The following is a 17,499-nucleotide window of genomic DNA, read 5'->3' on the forward strand; positions in this document are numbered from 1 at the left end:
TATTCCCCATGATCAGCAATCGACGTGCCAGACACCCACGCGGGGCCGGTAGCATCCAAGACATTGAAACATATTCGGTTTTTATTGCAACTAAGGATTGCGCAAGAAATCGGAAAGGTGCTTTCCAGACAAAGCCTGCAAACTTACTTCATCTATGGAAATTCTGTTATCAGCAATCCGGCGCTGCCCGAGGGCATCACGCCGCTACCGCAAATGCTCCGGCAGCTCCGGCTCGCGCCCGATCAGATCCGCGAAGAAGTCATCGCAATTCTCGCCGTTCACGGCCGCCTGCAGGCCGCGCAGCGCCTCACCGATCAGCCGCGCTTCTTCGTCATCGAGCAGGCGAACGGCGTTGTCGATATAGACGAGCACCTTGGCCCCCACCGGCGGGTTCGACAGCAACAGCACCGAGACGCGGCGCTCCTCGCCGTCGAAGCTGCACAGTGCCGAGACGCCATCGGTCTCGAGGATTGTCATCGGCAGGCCAAGACACATGGCGGATTTCCTCGCGGCGCGGTCACTCGGCCGGGCGCGCCCGCAGCTCGTAGCTGTGATGGTCGATGTCGTTCGCAAGCAGGCGTTCGTCGCCGGCGAGCGGTTCACGCCGCGGCACGGCGGGTGCGCCCCATTCCGCCAGCAGGGCGCAGGCCAGCTCGATCGACGGCCCGATCTGCGCGAGGACAGGCGCGGTCAGCGGCCCGCCCCAATCCTCGAGGTCGAGCGGCTGGCAGCCGATCAGCGCAAGCCGTTGCGGATAACGGCCGAGCAGGTCGGCCGCGCTCAGCACTTCCTGGAAGCCCGTCTGGTGCAGGCTCATCTTCTTGGCGCCGGTGAAGCGCGGCACCTCGTCGTCCCGGACGAGCTTGAGCTCGCCCGGCACGAGGCCGTAGTCGATGGCGTCGAACACGATCAGACTATCGGCTTCCTCGACATAGTTGACGAGGTAGAGCCCCTGCGTGCCGCCATCGAGGATCGTGACGTTGTCGGGCACGGTGAAGCGGCGGTGGAATTCCTCCACCACCCGCACACCGAAGCCTTCGTCAGCCCAGAGAATGTTGCCGATCCCGAGCACCAGAATGCGGTCGCGCCCGCGCTCATCGACCATGCCGGCCCTCCTGTCAGTCGCGGAACTGCCGCTCGCCCGAGATCATCGAGGAGATGATGCTCTGGCGCGACATGATGTCTTCGCGAATGGCGGCATAGACGTGCACCATCACGAAGGTGACCAGCGCCCACATCCCGAGATGATGCCAGGTATGGACGTCCTGGCTGTTCGGCCAGATCGCGAATACCCAGCCGAACAGCTTGTGCTGCCAGCTGTCGATCCCGGTGCCTTCCGAATAGAGCGCAAAGCCGGTGACGATCATGAAGGTCACGAACAGCGTGAAGCCGGTGAACATCGCCGTCTGCGCCAGCGGATTGTGGCCGACATACATCTTCGGCTCACGCTCCAGGAACGCGTACCAGCGGATCTCGTGCAGCACCTCCTTCCAGAATTGCTTGCGATGCACCGGAATGTAGAAGATCTGCCGGGAGTGGTGGTTGCCGACGAAAGCCCAGAAGATGCGGGCGAGGAAGAACACCGCCAGCACCTGTCCGGCCGCGAAATGGGCAAAGCGGATGTAGCCCATCACGAAATTCGCCGACGCCTCCCCCGACACCGTCGGCAGCGGTGATCCGATCAGATAGCCGGTGATCATCAGAACGATGATCGCGAACGCGTTGACCCAGTGGCAGATGCGCACGGGCGCTTCGTAGACATAGACCGTGGGCCGGCCGACCGCATGCTCGCCGGCGGCGTCGGCTGCGATCGCGGCGATGTCCGTCCCCGACTCGGGCGGGCGTGCAACTGCATCCATCATGACCCTGCTCCCCGTACTACCTGACCTTGACCTCGGCCAGCTCCTGGCCATCCGGACTCATGACGTGCGTCGAGCAGGCCAGGCACGGATCGAAGGAATGGATCGTGCGCAGGATCTCCAGCGGCTGCTCGGGATTGGCCATCGGGGTGTTCATCAGCGACGCCTCGAAGGCGCCGATGTTGCCCTTGGGATCCCTCGGCGAGCCGTTCCAGGTCGTCGGCACAACGCACTGGTAATTGTCGATCTTGGTATCCTTGATCTTGATCCAGTGCGCGAGCGCGCCGCGCGGCGCCTCGGTGAAGCCGACGCCCTTGGCCTCCTTCGGCCAGCTCTCCGGCTTCCATTTGTCGACATTCGCCGTCGAGCTGTCGCCGGCCTTGATGTTGGCGATCAGCTTGTCCTGGAAGTAGCGCATCTGCCGTCCGGCCCAGACCGATTCCAGCGCACGTGCCGCGGTGCGGCCGAGCGTCGAGAACAGCGCCGTCAGAGGCAGGTCGAGATCCTTCAGGAACTTGTCGACCGGGTCCTTGAACTCCGCCTTGTTCTGCGCATAGCCGACGACCCAGCGTGCGAGCGGCCCGACCTCCATGGCGTGGCCGCGCCAACGCGGCGCCTTGATCCAGGAATATTTGCCGCCCTCGTCGAGCTCCTTGATGTCGGTCTTGGTGCCCTTCGCGTTGGGGCCAAGCACGTAGTTCGGCTCGGTGATGCCGTCCCAGGGATGCAGCCCCTTGGTCTCGTCGGGATATTTGTACCAGGAGTGAACCACGAACTCCTGGATCTCGTCCGGATTGGCATGATCGACCGGAAACACCTCCGACAGATTGCCGTTGATGATCGCACCGCGCGGCAGCTTCAGGCTCTTGGCCGAGTAGTCGTTGGCATGCTCGGGCACGTCGCCATAGGCGAGCACGCTCTTGCCGGACAGGCCGCCGCCGTAGAGCCAGTCCTTGTAGAACGAGCCGATCGCGGCCACGTCGGGAAGATAGACCAGCTCGTTGAACTCGATCAGGCGATCGATGATCGACGAGACGAGATTCAGCCGCTCGATGTTGATGGCGCCGACCGCGCCGGTGCCGTCGATGTTGATCGGACACGGCACGCCGCCCACCAGCCAGTTCGGATGTGGATTCTTGCCGCCGAAGATGGTGTGGATCTTGACGATCTCCTTCTGGAAATCGAGTGCCTCCAGATAGTGTGCCACGGCCATCAGATTGGCCTCAGGCGGCAGCTTGTAGGCCTTGCTGCCCCAATAGCCGTTCTTGAACGGACCGAGCTGGCCGGACTCGACGAACTTCTTGAGACGGGTCTGCAGGTCCCTGAAATAGCCGGGCGACGACAGCGGCCAGCTCGAGATCGACTGCGCCAAGGTCGACGTCGCCTTTGGATCGGCCGAGAGCGCCGAGACCACGTCGACCCAGTCCAATGCGTGCAGATGATAGAAGTGCACGACGTGGTCGTGCACCTGCAGCGCAAGCTGCATGAGGTTACGAATGGAGTTGGCATTCTCCGGAATGGTGATGCCGAGGGCGTTCTCGACCGCGCGCACCGATGTGAGCGCGTGCGTTCCGGTGCAGACGCCGCAGATCCGCTCGGTGAAGGCCCAGGCGTCGCGCGGATCGCGGTTCCTGAGGATCACCTCGATACCGCGCCACATCGTGCCGGTGGAGACCGCATTGCGGATCACGTTGTCGGAATCGACGTTGACCTCGACCCGCATATGTCCCTCGATGCGGGTGACCGGATCGACGACGATGCGCTTGCCGGAATTGTCGAGATTGAAGCCGTTGGGAGTCTGGATGCCCATCGTTGCCTGTCCTGAATTCGATCAATGATCTTGCTTGGCGTTTTCCTTGGCGTCGTCGCGTTTGGTCGCGAGACGCTTGACCGCCGTGACCGCCGCATGCGCTGCGACCGCCGCACCTACCGTGCCCGCGGCCACCATGCCGACCTGGTCGGCGTTGTGCTCGATGCCGAACTGCTTGATGTTGGTGAGGCGGTCGTAGAACGAGCCCTTGTCCCAGAAGCCGTCCTCCGAGCAGCCGATGCAGCCATGACCCGACTGGATCGGGAACGATACGCCGCCATTCCATCGCACCGTCGAGCAGGCGTTGTAGGTGGTGGGGCCCTTGCAGCCCATCTTGTAGAGGCAGTAGCCCTTGCGCGCCGCCTCGTCGTCCCACTCCTCGACGAACTGGCCGGCGTCGAAATGCGGCCGGCGATAGCACTTGTCGTGGATGCGCTGTGAGTAGAACATCTTCGGCCGGCCCTGGCGGTCGAGCTCTGGCAGCTTGCCGAAGGTAGTGATGAAGGTGACGACGCCGGTCATGACCTCGGCGATCGGCGGGCAGCCCGGCACCTTGATGATCGGCTTGTTGGTGATGACCTTGTCGATCGGCGTCGCCTGCGTCGGATTCGGCTTCGCCGCCTGCACGCAGCCCCAGGAGGCGCAAGCGCCCCAGGCGATGATCGCCATCGCGTCCTCGGCCATCATCTTCAGCTTCTCGACGAACGGCTTGCCGCCGTCGATGCAGAACATGCCGCCTTCGTTCAGCGGCGGATTGCCCTCGACCGCGAGAATGTACTGTCCCTTGTACTTCGCGCGCGTCTCCTCGAGGATCGCCTCGGCCTGGTGGCCGGCCGCCGCCATGATCGTGTCGTCATAGTCGAGCGAGATCATCGACAACACGGCATCCTTCACCAGCGGATGCGCCGAACGGATGAAGCTCTCCGAGCAGCAGGTGCATTCGAGCCCGTGCATCCAGATGACCGGCGTGCGCGGCTTGGTCTCCAGCGCATTGGCGATGCGGCTCGCCGCGACCGGCCCGAGCCCGAGGCTCGTCGCCGTCAGGCTGCAGAATTTGTGAAAGCTGCGCCGCGTGATGCCCTGACGCCGGATGACGCTGTAAAAAGTTTCCGTTGCCGCGCCCATGAGTCCTCCCCCTGATATCGCGTTGGCGATCGTGTGATCGCGTTCTGGCGAGAAGGACAGCAAGATGCGGGCCAGCATCATCCCTGGATTTGAATCATAATGATTCCAGATGCTTGAAGCAGTGAGGCCGCAGCGGCTAAGGCTTCGACAGCGGATCGCGCGCGATAATCGGAAATCACGCGCTTTGCACCGACAAGCTTGTTTCCGCTTGCTGCCTACCTGTGTGCAGCGCGCTCAATGCGCCGTGCAGACCATGCACGGATCGAACGACCGCACGACGTGCTGGATGCCGACCGCACGAGCGCCGGCATCGCCGACCTCGGTGCCGACCAGCGCCTGTTCGAGCGGACCGGCTATCCCATCCGCGTCGCGCGGAGAGAAATTCCAGCTGGTCGGCGCGATGATCTGATAGCGCTCGATGCGGCCGGAGCGCACCGCGAGCCAGTGGCCCAGGCTGCCGCGCGCAGCTTCCACGAGCCCGACGAAATTGCCGTCGGCCGTACTGGCGCTGTTGTCGCAGAACGGCTCGTTGAGACGCAGTGCCTTGATCCAATGCTCGATCGCCAGCGCGAGGCGCGCGGTCTCGATCAGCCGGGCGATGACACGATTGCGGACATTGCTGCGACCGCCCGCGAGCAGCGCGGAGATCAACGGCTGACCGTCGATGGCCTGCCTTGCGAGAGCGCCGACCTCGACCGGTTCTCCCGCAAGCCGCGGCGCCTTGCACCAACTATAGGCGTCGGGCTTGTCGGCGTCGGGCTCGGTCCGGCTCTCGGCCGGATCGAGCGAGGTCGCACGCATCCAGGCGTGCGACACGTCCTCCGTGATCCGATTCGACGGCAGCGCTTCGATCGTTCCATCGCGGGTGCGAAGCCCGGCCCGGAAGTGCGCACTGTCAGATTCGTGATAAGCGCCGAAACTCATCAGCAGGCTGGAGCCCGGGCCAAGATGCGCCAGATCGAGCGCGTCGGCGATGCGCAGGAAATGCGCGAAGTCGCCGGCGCGGCCCTCGCGCCAACGGTCGAGCTCGTCCGACGTCGACAAGGCGAGCACATTCTCCAACCTGTCGGCAAACACGGCGCGTTCAAGAAAACCGCGAAACGACGCCGCGATCGCGTTGAGGCGCACGCGCTCGCCGAGCTCGATCGCGCGCGTCGTCCCGCCCGGCTGGAAGGCGAGACTGTGCGGCCATTTGCCGGCGATCAGGCCCATGATCTCGAGCAGCCGCGCGCGCGCCGGCAACGCTTCGCGAGCCGCGCTGCCCTTCGTCGCCGCGAAACGCTCGGCCGCAGCCGAATGCCAAGCGTGCGCGACGTAGGCGTCGCGGGCGAAGTCCGGCATGAAGAAGATGTAGAAATGCGTCAGATGGTCCGCCGCGTTCTCGGCCGCATGGGCAATGTTGGCCGCGAGGATGCCGTTTGGCGCTGCCGCAATGCCCATGGCCTGGCGCAACGCGGCGGCGGCGGCGATCGATTGCGACACCGAGCAGATGCCGCAGATTCGCGGTGCGATCACCAGCGCGTCCAGCGGCGGCCGCCCCTCCAGGATCTGCTCGAAGCCGCGATAGAGCGGCGCCGTCACTTCCGCCCTGGTGACGCGGCCGCTCTCGATATCGAGCCTGACCTCGAGGTCGCCTTCGACACGATTGAACGGCCCGACCGTGATCCGCGTCATGGACGGCGCTTGTCACTGGGCCGGCCCGGCGGCACCACGACATGATCCGCCGTCGCATTGACCCGCACGCGGCGCGGCGTGGCCGATTTCGACAGCGCGGCAAGCGCCACGAACCAGGCTTTCGGCATGTCGGTCGGAAGGCCTACGGGAATGCCCGCGAGCTTCGCCGTCTCCAGATAGTTCTGCGTGCTCTCGAAGCCCGGCGAGGTGCAGGCGATGCAGGCGTACCCGCCCTTGGTGCAGGAGCCGCCGCCATTCCAGGAGCGCTGATTGCAATCGCCGACCGCCTGCGTCGCGCGGCAACCGAGATGCTCCATCAGGCAGCCGCGCTCCGACATCGTCTCAGCGCTCGCCTTGAACTCGTAGAACTCATTGCGTGAGCAGCCGTGATGAGCCAAGTGATTGGCGATGAAGGTCGGACGTCCCACTGCGTCGAGGCCGTCTGCCGTCAGATCGCCCGAGGTGAGCGCCAGCAGGCTTTCCATCATCCAGCCCGGATGCGGCGCGCAGCCTGCGACGTTGATCACCGGCAGCCCGCGTTTCGAGCGGAATCCCGCGCCGAGCGCGCCGCCGATGTCACTGCCCTCGAACTGCAATCCGACCGCGTCGGTCGGGTTGATGCCGGCAGCAGGAATGCCGCCATAGGCCGCGCAGCTGCCGACGGCGACGACGTAGTCGGCCAGCGGCGCCAGATCGAGCAGCCAGTGATAGATCGAGCGGTTGGTGCCGGCGAGCATGTTGAAGCGGCCGCTCAGATGCGGCCCGCGTGCGACCGAGCCTTCGAGCACCAGCAGATCGAGCCGCTCGCGGCCGTCGCGGATCGCCTCCAACAGTTCGACGACTTCGTCCCCGGTCTCTTCGCTGACAGAGGGATGCCAGATCAGGTCAATGCCGGACTGGCGCAACTCGTCGAACCAGCCGGACGCACCGCTTTCCAGGATCGACATCGTGCAGCCGCCGCAGCTCGCGCCCTGCAGCCACAGCATCCTGGTCATTTCGTCCGAGCCGGCCATCATCCGTACCCGCGCGCTCGATCCTATTTCGTTCTCGGGTTTAGCGCCCCGGCGCGAACGCTGGCAAGCTCCTCACCCGGCGCATCCTCGGAACCGCCCGGACGGCGGCCAAGCAGCACGGCGCCCGCCCAGATCAGGCCGAACAGTCCGATGGCGACGATCCCGAGGTTGGCGAGATCATCGCCCAGCGCAGTGACGACCTCGGCCCATCCGCCGGTGAAGCCAAGCCGGGGCGTCAGCAGCGCGACCGCCTCGACGCCGCCGATCACCAGCGCGATCGCGACCGAGGCGCCGGTGATGACCAGATTGTAGCGCCGCTTGCGCGCGGGATCCGTGAGCGCCCAGCGATAGGCGCCGGCCATCAGCACGCTGTCGGCGGTGTCGACGGTGGCCATCGCCGCGGCGAACAGCGCCGGGAATACCAGCACATGCGCCAGGCTCGCCCCGCGCGCCGCCTCGGTCGCCGACAGGCTGAGCAGCCCGATTTCGCTGGCGGTGTCGAAGCCCAGGCCGAACAGGAAGCCGAGCGGGTACATGTGCCAGGCGCGGGAGACGACGCGGAGCACCGGCCGCAGCAGACGAATGAGCAGGCCCCGCCCGGCGCTACCGGCGGCATCCATGTCGGAATGGGGGTGGGATGGGCGGCGCCAGAGGTTCACGAACAGCACCAGATTCGCGAAGGCGATCAGCAGCAGGAAGCCTGCGGAGACCGAGGTGCCGATGGTGCCGCCGATCGCACGGATGGCGCTGTCCTCACTCAACAGATCTGCGCCGGCCACCAGGCTCACCACGATGGTGGCGATGACGACGACGCTGGAATGGCCGAGCGCAAAATAGAGGCCGGCGGCGCGCGGGGCGCGACCGTCCTGCACGAGCTTCCGCACCACATTGTCGATCGCCGCGATGTGGTCCGCATCGACGGCATGGCGCAGTCCGAGCAGCCAGGCCAGCATCGCGGTGCCGACGATGGCGGGCCGGTCGGCGTAGAGCGCGAATGCCCAGGCCCAGGCCACCGCATTGGCCGCGACCAGCCCAGCGACGAGCGCAACGGTCCTGCCGGGCTGCGACCGCCACCACAGCAGCCGCGGGGCACGAGGATGATCAATTGGAACAATCGTCATACTCGAACTATAGCAAGAGCCAGGCCAGTTCGGTAAAGCCCCGCTGCAGGCGAAAGCTGCAGGAAAAAATCGGCTGCACTTGCCGGATCGCCCGCTCGCTTGGCAACCCGCTATCCAGTCGCGCACAGATCGTGACCAGCGGCGGGACCTCTCTCGTCCCCTCCCCCTTCACCGCGCCGAGGCACTCTGCGCCGCAATCTCGCGCCGCACGACGGCCTCGAACTGGCTTGCGGGCGCGGCGAACATCAGCCGGGTCTCCTCGTGGAACGCCGAGAAGATGCCGACAACGGTCGGCTGCCCGCCGACCTCGGCCAGGATCGGCGAGCCCGAATAGCCGAAATTGGCGAGGCAATGCACCGTCAGCAGCCGGGCATCGCTGGTCATGCCGGCGCTGCAATTGCGCTGGCCGGTCGGCGAATAGCGCCGCTCCTGGCCGTAGCCGATCTCGGAAATGGCGCCAGCCTTGGTCGCAGCCTGCAGTTCCTCGCGCGTCAGCGCCTTGACCGCGACCGGCTTCGACGGCAGCGCATCCTTCAGCACGATCAGCGCCCAATCGGCGGGCGAGCGGTCGAGCGACCATCTGTCGTGCCGGGTCGGGACGAAGTCCGGCGCCACGATCAGCTTGTCGGCGACCGACGATGCCGCCGGCGTGCCCCTGTTCATGCCGGCCAGGAAGCGGACATTGCCGGGGCTGACCTGCGCGACGCCGTTGAACACGCAATGCGCGGCGGTGAGCACGACGCGCGGCGCGACCAGAGTGCCGGTGCACCAGCCGCCGGTCGAGTATTGCGCGACGGTGACGACGCCGATCGACGACGCCGGCCACGAGGTGGGATCGACGACCTCGCCGATGTGGCGGTCGAGCCCGAGCAGTTGCTCCGGACGCGGAGCGGCGACGCCCGCCTCCGCCGATTCCGGCTTCGGCCGCCAGGCCGCAATGGCGCTCTGGGCCTGGACGCGCTGCGGCTCGGTCAGCTTGACCCTCTGCACGTCGCGGCCGGCCGATCGCACGCCGCTGCGACCCGCCATCACCAGCCAGGCGTAGCCCTGCACGACGTCCTGCTTCACGCCGCGACCGTCGAGCAGCATCAGGCCCAGCATGTATTGCGACTGGGCGAAGCCCTGCGCTGCCGCGCGGCTGAACCAGCGGCCGGCTTCGCCATAATTGCTCGCGACACCTTCGCCGTTGACATAGGCGATGCCGAGATAATGCTGGGCGACGGCGAGGCCCTGATCGGCGGCCTTGCGATACCACGCCAGCGCCTCGGCGGGGTTGCGCGGTTGGCCCCAGCCGAAGGCCTCCATGAAGCCGACGTCGAACTGCGCCCGCGCATCGCCCTTGGCGGCCAGCGGCAGCAGGCGGCGCATCGCCGCGGCGTGCTGTCCGTTTCCCGCCGCGGCGACCGCGTCTTCGAGCTCGGCGGCCGCGGCGCCCGCCGCGCTGCCGAGCAGCACGGCTAGAGATATGATGATGGTCTTGATCAAGGGCGTCCGCTGGGACCGAAACATCGTGACGGGCCACGAAGCAGACACGATCAAGACGGCGGCGGCGTGGCGGAAAGCGGACCGCGATCTCCTCAATCGGGCCCCCTCGCGCCTCACACCTGCTTCATCCTCACGCCCGATCGCCCCTTACACCTGCTCGCTCTTGGCGAAGCGATCATCGAGCGCATAGCCGGCGCCGCGCACGGTGCGGATCGGGTCCTGCTCGCGGCCCGGATTGAGCAGCTTGCGCAGGCGGCCGATATGGACGTCGACCGTGCGCTCGTCGATATAGATGTCGCGGCCCCAGACGCTGTCGAGCAGCTGCTCACGGCTGAACACGCGGCCGGGATGCTCCAGGAAAAACTCGAGCAGGCGGTATTCGGTCGGGCCGAGATCGATCGGCCGTCCCGAGCGCGCCACGCGGCGCTTCTCGCGGTCGAGCTCGATGTCGCCATAGGACAGCACGGTCGCCAGCCGCTCCGGGCTCGCCCGCCGCAGCAGGCCCTTCACGCGCGCCAGCAGCTCCGGCACCGAGAACGGCTTGACGATGTAGTCGTCGGCGCCGGTCGCGAGGCCGCGCACGCGCTCGCTCTCCTCGCCGCGCGCGGTGAGCATGATGATCGGCAATTGCCGGGTCTCGGACCGCGCCCGCAGGCGGCGGCACAGCTCGATGCCGGACAGGCCCGGCAGCATCCAGTCGAGCACGACGAGATCGGGAACGCGCTCCTTCAGCCGTGTGTCGGCCTCGTCTCCGCGCGCCACCGTCTCGACCTCGTAGCCTTCGGCCTCGAGGTTGTAGCGCAGGAGCGTCGTCAGCGCCTCCTCGTCCTCCACCACCAGAATTCGGGCGCCCATGTCAGAACCGTCTCTCTCAGTTGCCGGGGATCGTCGATGCGAAGCTCGTCATGTCGCCCTTCGGGCGCTTGTCCATGATCTGCTGGCCTTCGATCATATAGAAGACGGTCTCCGCGATGTTGGTCGCGTGATCGCCGATGCGCTCGATGTTCTTGGCGCAGAACATCAGATGGATGCAGAACGAGATGTTGCGCGGATCCTCCATCATGTAGGTCAGGAGTTCGCGGAACAGCGAGGTGCAGATGGCGTCGACCTCCTCGTCGCCCTTCCACACCGTCATCGCCGCCGGCAAATCGTGCGCGGCATAGGCGTCCAGCACCGTCTTGACCTGCGACTGCACCAGGTCGGTCATGTGCTCGAGCCCGCGGATCAGCTTGAGCGGATGGAAGTCGCTCTCCAGCGCCGCGACGCGCTTGCCGATGTTCTTGGCGAGATCGCCGATGCGCTCCAGATCGGTGGCGACCCGCATCGCACCGACGATCTCGCGCAGGTCGACCGCCATCGGCTGTCGCCGGGCGATGGTAAGAACGGCGCGCTCCTCGATGATGCGCTGCAGCTTGTCGACCTCGGCGTCGGTGGCGACCACCTTCTGGCCGAGTGCGATGTCGCGCCGCACCAGCGCATCGACGGAATCGACGATCAGACGCTCGGCGAGGCCGCCCATTTCCGACACCAGCCGGGTGAGATCCTGCAGATCGCTGTCGAACGCCTTGGCGGTATGTTCACTGGCCATGATGATCTCCTGAAGTCAATGTCGTCGGCGTCAGCCGAACCGGCCGGTGATGTAATCCTGGGTCCGCCGATCGCTCGGCGAGGTGAAGATCTTGCTGGTGTCGTCGAACTCGATCAGCTCGCCGAGATACATGAAGGCGGTCTTGTCGGAGACGCGCGCCGCCTGCTGCATGTTATGTGTCACGATGGCGATCGTATAGTTTTCGGCGAGCTCCTGGATCAGCTCCTCGACCTTGGCGGTCGAGATCGGATCGAGCGCCGAGCACGGCTCGTCGAACAGGATCACCTCCGGCCGGACCGCCACGGTGCGCGCAATGCACAGCCGCTGCTGCTGGCCGCCTGACAGCGACAGGCCCGAAGCGTTGAGCTTGTCCTTGACCTCGTTCCACAACGCGCCGCCGCGCAGTGCCTTCTCGACCCGGTCGTCCATCTCCGACTTGGAGATCTTCTCATACAGCCGGATGCCGAAGGCGATGTTCTCGTAGATCGTCATCGGGAACGGCGTCGGCTTCTGGAACACCATGCCGACCCGGGCCCGCAGCAGGTTGAGGTCGAGCTTGGGATCGAGGATGTTGGTGTTGTCCAGCATGAGCTGGCCAACGGCGCGCTGGCCCGGGTAGAGATCGTACATCCGGTTGAAGATGCGCAGCAGGGTCGACTTGCCGCAGCCGGACGGGCCGATGAACGCGGTGACGCGGTTGGTCCCCAGCGACAGGTTGATGTTCTTCAGCGCGTGGTGATCGCCGTAATAGAAGTTCAGGTTGCGCGCGGTCACCTTGGCGGGGGCTTCCGGCAAAACCTTGCCGTTCAGCGCGGCGGGATTGGGCTGGCTGACGGATACGGACAGGTCGGTCATTTTGCGTTCCTCTCGGCGCCGAGAATGCGTGCACTGACATTCAGGGCGAGCACGGCCAGAGTGATCAGAAGGGCTCCGCTCCAGGCCAGTTGCTTCCAATAGGCATAGGGGCTCTGGACGAAGTTGTTGATGGTGACGGGCAGGTTGGCCATCGTCTTGGAGAGGTTGAGGCTCCAGAACTGGTTCGACAGCGCGGTGAACAGCAAGGGCGCGGTCTCGCCGGCGACGCGGGCGGTGGCCAGCAGCACGCCGGTGATCAGGCCCGAGCGCGCCGCGCGATAGGCGATGCGCCGGATCACCAGCGATCGCGGCAGGCCGAGCGCCGAGGCCGCCTCACGCAGCGGGTTGGGCACCAGCAGCAGCATGTCCTCGGTGGTGCGCAGCACCACGGGGATGACAATGACCGCCAGCGCCAGCGAGCCTGCGAGCGCCGAGAAGCCGCCCATCGGCACCACGACAGCGCCATAGATGAACAGGCCGATGATGATCGAGGGCGCCGACAGCAGGATGTCGTTGATGAAGCGGATCACCGAGGTCAGGCGGTCGTTGCGGCCGTACTCGGCCAGATAGGTGCCGGCGAACAGGCCGAGCGGCGCGCCGATGCCGACGCCGATGACCGTCATGATCAGAGAGCCGACGATGGCATTGCGCAGTCCGCCTTCGCTCGAGCCCGGCGGCGGGGTGTCGGCGGAAAACACTTGCAGGCTGAGGCCGGCGAGGCCGTTATAGAACAGCGTGAACAGGATCAGCGCCAGCCAGGTGACGCCGAACAGCGCGGCGGCGACGCAGAGGCCGCGGATCACGATGTCCCTGCGGCGTCGGCGCGCATAGATCGGATTGACCGGCGTATCGGCGGTGAGCGAATCTGCGCTGGACATGGCTTATTTTCCCGCCTTTGCTTGGAGCCGCATGAGCATCAGGCGCGCGCTCGCCAGCACGAAGAAGGTGAGCACGAAGAGCAGCAGGCCGAGCAGGATCAGGCTCGACTGGTGCAGGCCGTCGCTCTCCTGGAACTCAGAGGCAATGGCGGCCGAGATCGTGGTGCCCGGCGCGAAGATCGACGATGAGATCCGGAACGAGTTGCCGATGATGAAGGTCACCGCCATCGTTTCGCCGAGCGCACGACCCAGCGCCAGCATGACGCCGCCGATGACGCCGACACGGGTGTAGGGAATGACGACGCTGCGCACGACCTCCCAGGTGGTGCAGCCGACCCCGTAGGCCGCTTCCTTCAGCACCGGCGGGACGGTCTTGAACACGTCGACCGAGATCGAGGTGATGAAGGGCAGCACCATGATCGCCAGGATCAGCGAGGCGTTGAACAGACTGAGATAGGACGGCGGACCGGCGAAGATGTCCTGCAGCACCGGGATGCCGGAGCAGAGATTGATCATGAACGGCTGGAACGTGTAGGCCAGGAACGGGCCCAGAACGAAGAAGCCCCACATGCCGTAGATGATCGAGGGAATGCCGGCGAGCAGCTCGATCGCAATGCCGATCGGACGGCGCAGCCATTGCGGGCACAGCTCGGTGAGGAAGATCGCAATGCCGAGACCCACCGGAATCGCGATCAGCATCGCGATGAAGGACGTGACCAGGGTGCCGTAGATCGGGCCGAGCGCCCCGAGCACCGGCGGATCGGCCGACGGCGCCCAGCGCCGCGTCCACAGGAATTCGAAGCCGTAGGCCTTCATCGCCGGCCAGGCGCCGATGATGAGAGAGATGATGATGCCGCCGAGGATCAACAGGACCGAGATCGCGGCGAGCCGGGTGATCCAGTAAAAGGTGACGTCGCCAAGCTTGAAGGCACTGAGCGCGCGCGCCCGGTCGTAGGGCCCGGCAGCAGCCGCGATGTCGCCGACTTCGGTCTGAACCGCCATCTCTGCCAATTCCGCCCCCTGTTCCTTGGACACGCCTCAACCCCGGTAGCACCCCTCCCCCGGCGGCCGGGAGAGGGGAATTTTCGATACGTCCAGCTCAGCTCTTGATGTCGGCAGACCAGGTCTTCTCGATCAGCTTCACGACGCTGTCAGGCATCGGGATGTAGTCGAGCTCCTCGGCCATCTTGCCACCCTTCTCGAACGACCACTTGAAGAACTTGATCGCCTCGGCGGACGCGGCCTTGTCGGTCGGCTCCTTGTGCATCAGGATGAAGGTCGCAGCCGTCATCGGCCAGGACTTGTCGCCGGGCTGGTTGGCGAGAATCACGTAGTAGCCGGGGGCCTTGGTCCAATCGGCATTCGCGGCGGCGGCCTGGAAGGCCTCGACGGTCGGCTGCACGGTCTTGCCGGCCTTGTTCACCATGGCCGTGTAGGTCAGCTTGTTCTGCTTGGCATAGGCGTACTCGACATAGCCGATCGAGTTCTTGGTCTGGCCGATGTTGCCGGACACGCCCTCATTGCCCTTGGCACCGACGCCGACCGGCCACTCGACCGCGGTGTTGAAGCCGATCTTGCTCTTCCAGTCGGCGCTCGCCTCGGAGAGATAATAGGTGAAGTTGAAGGTCGTGCCCGAACCGTCGGAGCGGCGGACGACAGCGATCGCGTCGGACGGCAGCTTGACGCTGGGGTTGAGCTTCTTGATCGCGGCGTCATCCCACTTGGTGATCTTGCCGAGATAGATGTTGGCGAGCGTCTCGCCGTCCAGCACCATCTCGCCCGGCTTCACGCCCTCGAGGTTGACGACCGGCACGATGCCGCCCATCACCATCGGCCACTGCACCAGGCCGTCCTTCTCGAGCTGCTCGGCCTTGAGCGGAGCGTCGGTGGCGCCAAAGGTCACGGTCTTGGCCTGGATCTGCTTGATGCCGCCGCCGGAGCCGATCGACTGGTAGTTCAGACCGTTGCCGGTCTCCTTCTTGTAGGCGTCGGCCCACTTGGAATAGATCGGGAACGGGAACGTCGCGCCCGCACCGGTGATGTCGGCAGCGAACGCCGACGTCGATGCGGCGACCAAGCCGGCAGCGACGATAGCTTTGACGAAATTCATAGCTGGTCTCCATGCTCGGGAAGCGAAGCGCCATCTGCGCCCGATTGCGCTTCCCCGGCCGCTTTACGGGGCCTCAGTGTGGCTTTTATAAAGGTTCGATGACAGTCGGATGACAGTCACAAGCCGTTGATAATTCTTGATATTTAGAATTTGACCCGAGTTTTTACGGAGCGCGGGCGGGGTTTCATGCGGGCCTCCGCCCCTCGCCGTTTGCGAGCACTGCTCAACCAGATTGGAGGACCCGGCTATGCCGCGCGCAACCTCATCGACCCCATGCGGCCGCTGCGCCCGACGTGGAAGTTGCCACAAGGGGCCGCCAAATCATCGGTGTCGTTCCAGGCAAGGTCGGCGACGGGAAGCGGTGACGGCCGCCGACCCGGGACCCACTCTGCAGCGGTTGTGGCTTGGCGGCCGGTCCATCATCGTGCCTCGAACTCCTCCCTGGGGTTATGGATCCCGGATCTGCGCGCGCTTTGCGCGCTTGTCCGGGACGACAGCGGAAAGGTTGGTTGGCCGCTCCGCCGCCTCATGACACGCGTCATCGCGCCCCACGGCACACCGTGCCCGAGGTGATGCATCGATCATATCGCCCTGAAACGAGAGGGCGCGAGGAAGGCCGGACCTCGGCTGAGGCCCGTGGCCCGCCTGCTCAAAAGAATGCAGGCGGCAGGTACCACAGGTACAGCCGGACAGACCCGGCCTTCCCCGCGCGATGGCTTTACGGTGTCCTTCGTGCTCTCCCTGGGGATCGGCTTTCTTGCCCCCATCGCCCGCGTGTGCCGTCAGGCAACCACCGCAGACTTGACCTCAGCGTCGAGAGGCCAGGACCACACGACTTCGCCGTCCGTGCCAACCGCGCTCGTCTGGCGCAGCCGTCACGTCCATCGCAGCCCACCTCAACGTATCGTGACGACGCGTACGTCCCTCTGCTCGAGGCGGGTTGCACGCAAGAGAACATGATTTCAGAAAAATAGCAAGCTATTTATTTTTTTCGGAACACCCCCTCCCCCCGGCACGCGGGGCATCGGCTCAATCCGGCTTCGGCGGCTCGATCCAGATCCCAGGGTCGGAATGGGTCCGGATGTGGTCGACGAGGAAATCGGCGAACACCCTGATCTTGGCCGGCAGCCTGACGCGGTTCTGGTAGGCAATGTTCATCGTCAGGAGCGGCAGCTCCCAGTCGAGCAGGACCGGCACCAGCCGGCCGGCCAGAATGTCGCCCTGCACGATGTAGAGCGGCTGAATCAGGATGCCGAGCCCGGCCAGCGCCGCGCCCCTGATCACCTGGCCGTCATTGCTGTCGAGCGTCGGCGCGATCCGGATGCTCTGGGCCGTCGTTCCGTTGCGCAGGGACAGGGAATAGGGATCGTTGGCAAGGTTGTAGATCAGCATGTCGTGGCGCACGAGATCGGCGGGAACGACGGGGCGGCCGCGGCTGGCGAGATAGGACGGCGCCGCCGCCAGCACACGCCGCATCTGCCCGATGCGGCGGACGACGATGCCCGAGTCCGGCTCATGCTCGCGGGTGCGGATCGCGACGTCGATGCCCGCCTCGATGAAATCCGGATAGCGGTTGGCGGCGATGATCTGCAGGTTCAGCTTCGGATACATCGCGCGGAACGCCGGCAGCATCGGCGCGAGATAGATCGTCGCGAACGACAGCGAGCTGGTGACGCGCAGCATGCCCTGCGGCGACAGCGCGCGGTCGCTGACGGCGTCCTCGGCCTCGGCCAGCTCGTTGAGCAGCGTGCCACAGCGCTGCAGCAGCTCCTGCCCGGCTTCGGTCAGCCAGAGACGGCGGGTGTTGCGCTCGATCAGGCGCACCGCGAGCCGCTCCTCCAGCGCGCTAAGATGCCGGCTCGCCGCTGCGTTGGACATCCGCAAGGACTCGGCGGCCTTGGACAGGCTGCCCAGCTCCGCCGTCCTGGAAAACACTTCGAGCTGGAGCAGACGGTCCATTGTTGCGCCGAATTGTTACGCT

At 65.5% G+C, this 17,499-nt stretch carries 16 protein-coding genes; all 16 read right to left on the minus strand.

Annotated elements, in window-relative coordinates; genetic code table 11:
* Window positions 1-204: 204 nt before the first annotated feature.
* The gene (locus tag ACQR2C_RS02425; RefSeq protein WP_315736711.1) at window positions 205-495 is read right to left on the minus strand and encodes a HypC/HybG/HupF family hydrogenase formation chaperone; all 291 of its coding nucleotides are present in this window, start codon (window positions 493-495) and stop codon (window positions 205-207) included.
* Window positions 496-517: 22 nt separating this feature from the next.
* Window positions 518-1,105 (minus strand): HyaD/HybD family hydrogenase maturation endopeptidase, encoded by a 588-nt coding sequence (locus tag ACQR2C_RS02430; protein WP_315802063.1) that lies wholly within the window; start codon window positions 1,103-1,105, stop codon window positions 518-520.
* A 13-nt stretch (window positions 1,106-1,118) separates the two neighbouring features.
* Entirely contained in the window at window positions 1,119-1,862 is a 744-nt protein-coding gene (cybH, locus tag ACQR2C_RS02435) for a Ni/Fe-hydrogenase, b-type cytochrome subunit (protein ID WP_315802062.1), read from the minus strand.
* A 16-nt stretch (window positions 1,863-1,878) separates the two neighbouring features.
* Complete coding sequence (locus ACQR2C_RS02440) at window positions 1,879-3,669, minus strand: nickel-dependent hydrogenase large subunit (protein WP_434864174.1); 1,791 nt, start codon at window positions 3,667-3,669, stop codon at window positions 1,879-1,881.
* Window positions 3,670-3,690: 21 nt separating this feature from the next.
* On the minus strand, window positions 3,691-4,794 hold the full coding sequence (locus ACQR2C_RS02445) for a hydrogenase small subunit (RefSeq protein WP_315802060.1): 1,104 nt from the start codon (window positions 4,792-4,794) through the stop codon (window positions 3,691-3,693).
* A 234-nt stretch (window positions 4,795-5,028) separates the two neighbouring features.
* Window positions 5,029-6,468 (minus strand): nickel-dependent hydrogenase large subunit, encoded by a 1,440-nt coding sequence (locus ACQR2C_RS02450; protein ID WP_434880348.1) that lies wholly within the window; start codon window positions 6,466-6,468, stop codon window positions 5,029-5,031.
* Entirely contained in the window at window positions 6,465-7,481 is a 1,017-nt protein-coding gene (locus tag ACQR2C_RS02455) for a HupU protein (protein ID WP_434880349.1), read from the minus strand. The genes ACQR2C_RS02450 and ACQR2C_RS02455 overlap by 4 nt, the downstream gene beginning before the upstream one ends.
* A gap of 23 nt (window positions 7,482-7,504) precedes the next feature.
* Window positions 7,505-8,602: a HoxN/HupN/NixA family nickel/cobalt transporter gene (locus ACQR2C_RS02460; RefSeq protein ID WP_434880350.1), complete on the minus strand. Its 1,098-nt coding sequence runs from the start codon at window positions 8,600-8,602 to the stop codon at window positions 7,505-7,507.
* Window positions 8,603-8,770: 168 nt separating this feature from the next.
* Complete coding sequence (locus ACQR2C_RS02465) at window positions 8,771-10,087, minus strand: trypsin-like serine protease (RefSeq protein ID WP_315802056.1); 1,317 nt, start codon at window positions 10,085-10,087, stop codon at window positions 8,771-8,773.
* 147 nt (window positions 10,088-10,234) lie between these two features.
* Window positions 10,235-10,942 (minus strand): phosphate regulon transcriptional regulator PhoB, encoded by a 708-nt coding sequence (gene phoB, locus ACQR2C_RS02470; RefSeq protein WP_315754964.1) that lies wholly within the window; start codon window positions 10,940-10,942, stop codon window positions 10,235-10,237.
* Between the two features lie 16 nt (window positions 10,943-10,958).
* On the minus strand, window positions 10,959-11,675 hold the full coding sequence (gene phoU / locus ACQR2C_RS02475) for a phosphate signaling complex protein PhoU (RefSeq protein WP_315713504.1): 717 nt from the start codon (window positions 11,673-11,675) through the stop codon (window positions 10,959-10,961).
* Window positions 11,676-11,705: 30 nt separating this feature from the next.
* Window positions 11,706-12,530, minus strand: a complete 825-nt coding sequence (pstB, locus tag ACQR2C_RS02480; RefSeq protein ID WP_315802055.1) for a phosphate ABC transporter ATP-binding protein PstB — start codon at window positions 12,528-12,530, stop codon at window positions 11,706-11,708.
* The gene (gene pstA, locus ACQR2C_RS02485; RefSeq protein WP_315802054.1) at window positions 12,527-13,408 is read right to left on the minus strand and encodes a phosphate ABC transporter permease PstA; all 882 of its coding nucleotides are present in this window, start codon (window positions 13,406-13,408) and stop codon (window positions 12,527-12,529) included. The genes pstB and pstA overlap by 4 nt, the downstream gene beginning before the upstream one ends.
* Before the next feature lie 3 nt (window positions 13,409-13,411).
* Window positions 13,412-14,410, minus strand: coding sequence for a phosphate ABC transporter permease subunit PstC (gene pstC / locus ACQR2C_RS02490; RefSeq protein WP_315802053.1), 999 nt, complete (start codon window positions 14,408-14,410; stop codon window positions 13,412-13,414).
* 97 nt (window positions 14,411-14,507) lie between these two features.
* A complete protein-coding gene (gene pstS / locus ACQR2C_RS02495; protein ID WP_315802052.1) occupies window positions 14,508-15,518 on the minus strand; it encodes a phosphate ABC transporter substrate-binding protein PstS in 1,011 nt (336 codons plus the stop codon).
* A 1,029-nt stretch (window positions 15,519-16,547) separates the two neighbouring features.
* The gene (locus ACQR2C_RS02500; protein ID WP_316217771.1) at window positions 16,548-17,477 is read right to left on the minus strand and encodes a LysR family transcriptional regulator; all 930 of its coding nucleotides are present in this window, start codon (window positions 17,475-17,477) and stop codon (window positions 16,548-16,550) included.
* Window positions 17,478-17,499: the final 22 nt, after the last annotated feature.

The sequence above is a fragment of the Bradyrhizobium sp. HKCCYLRH3061 genome, assembly GCF_051168015.1.
Lineage (GTDB): Bacteria > Pseudomonadota > Alphaproteobacteria > Rhizobiales > Xanthobacteraceae > Bradyrhizobium.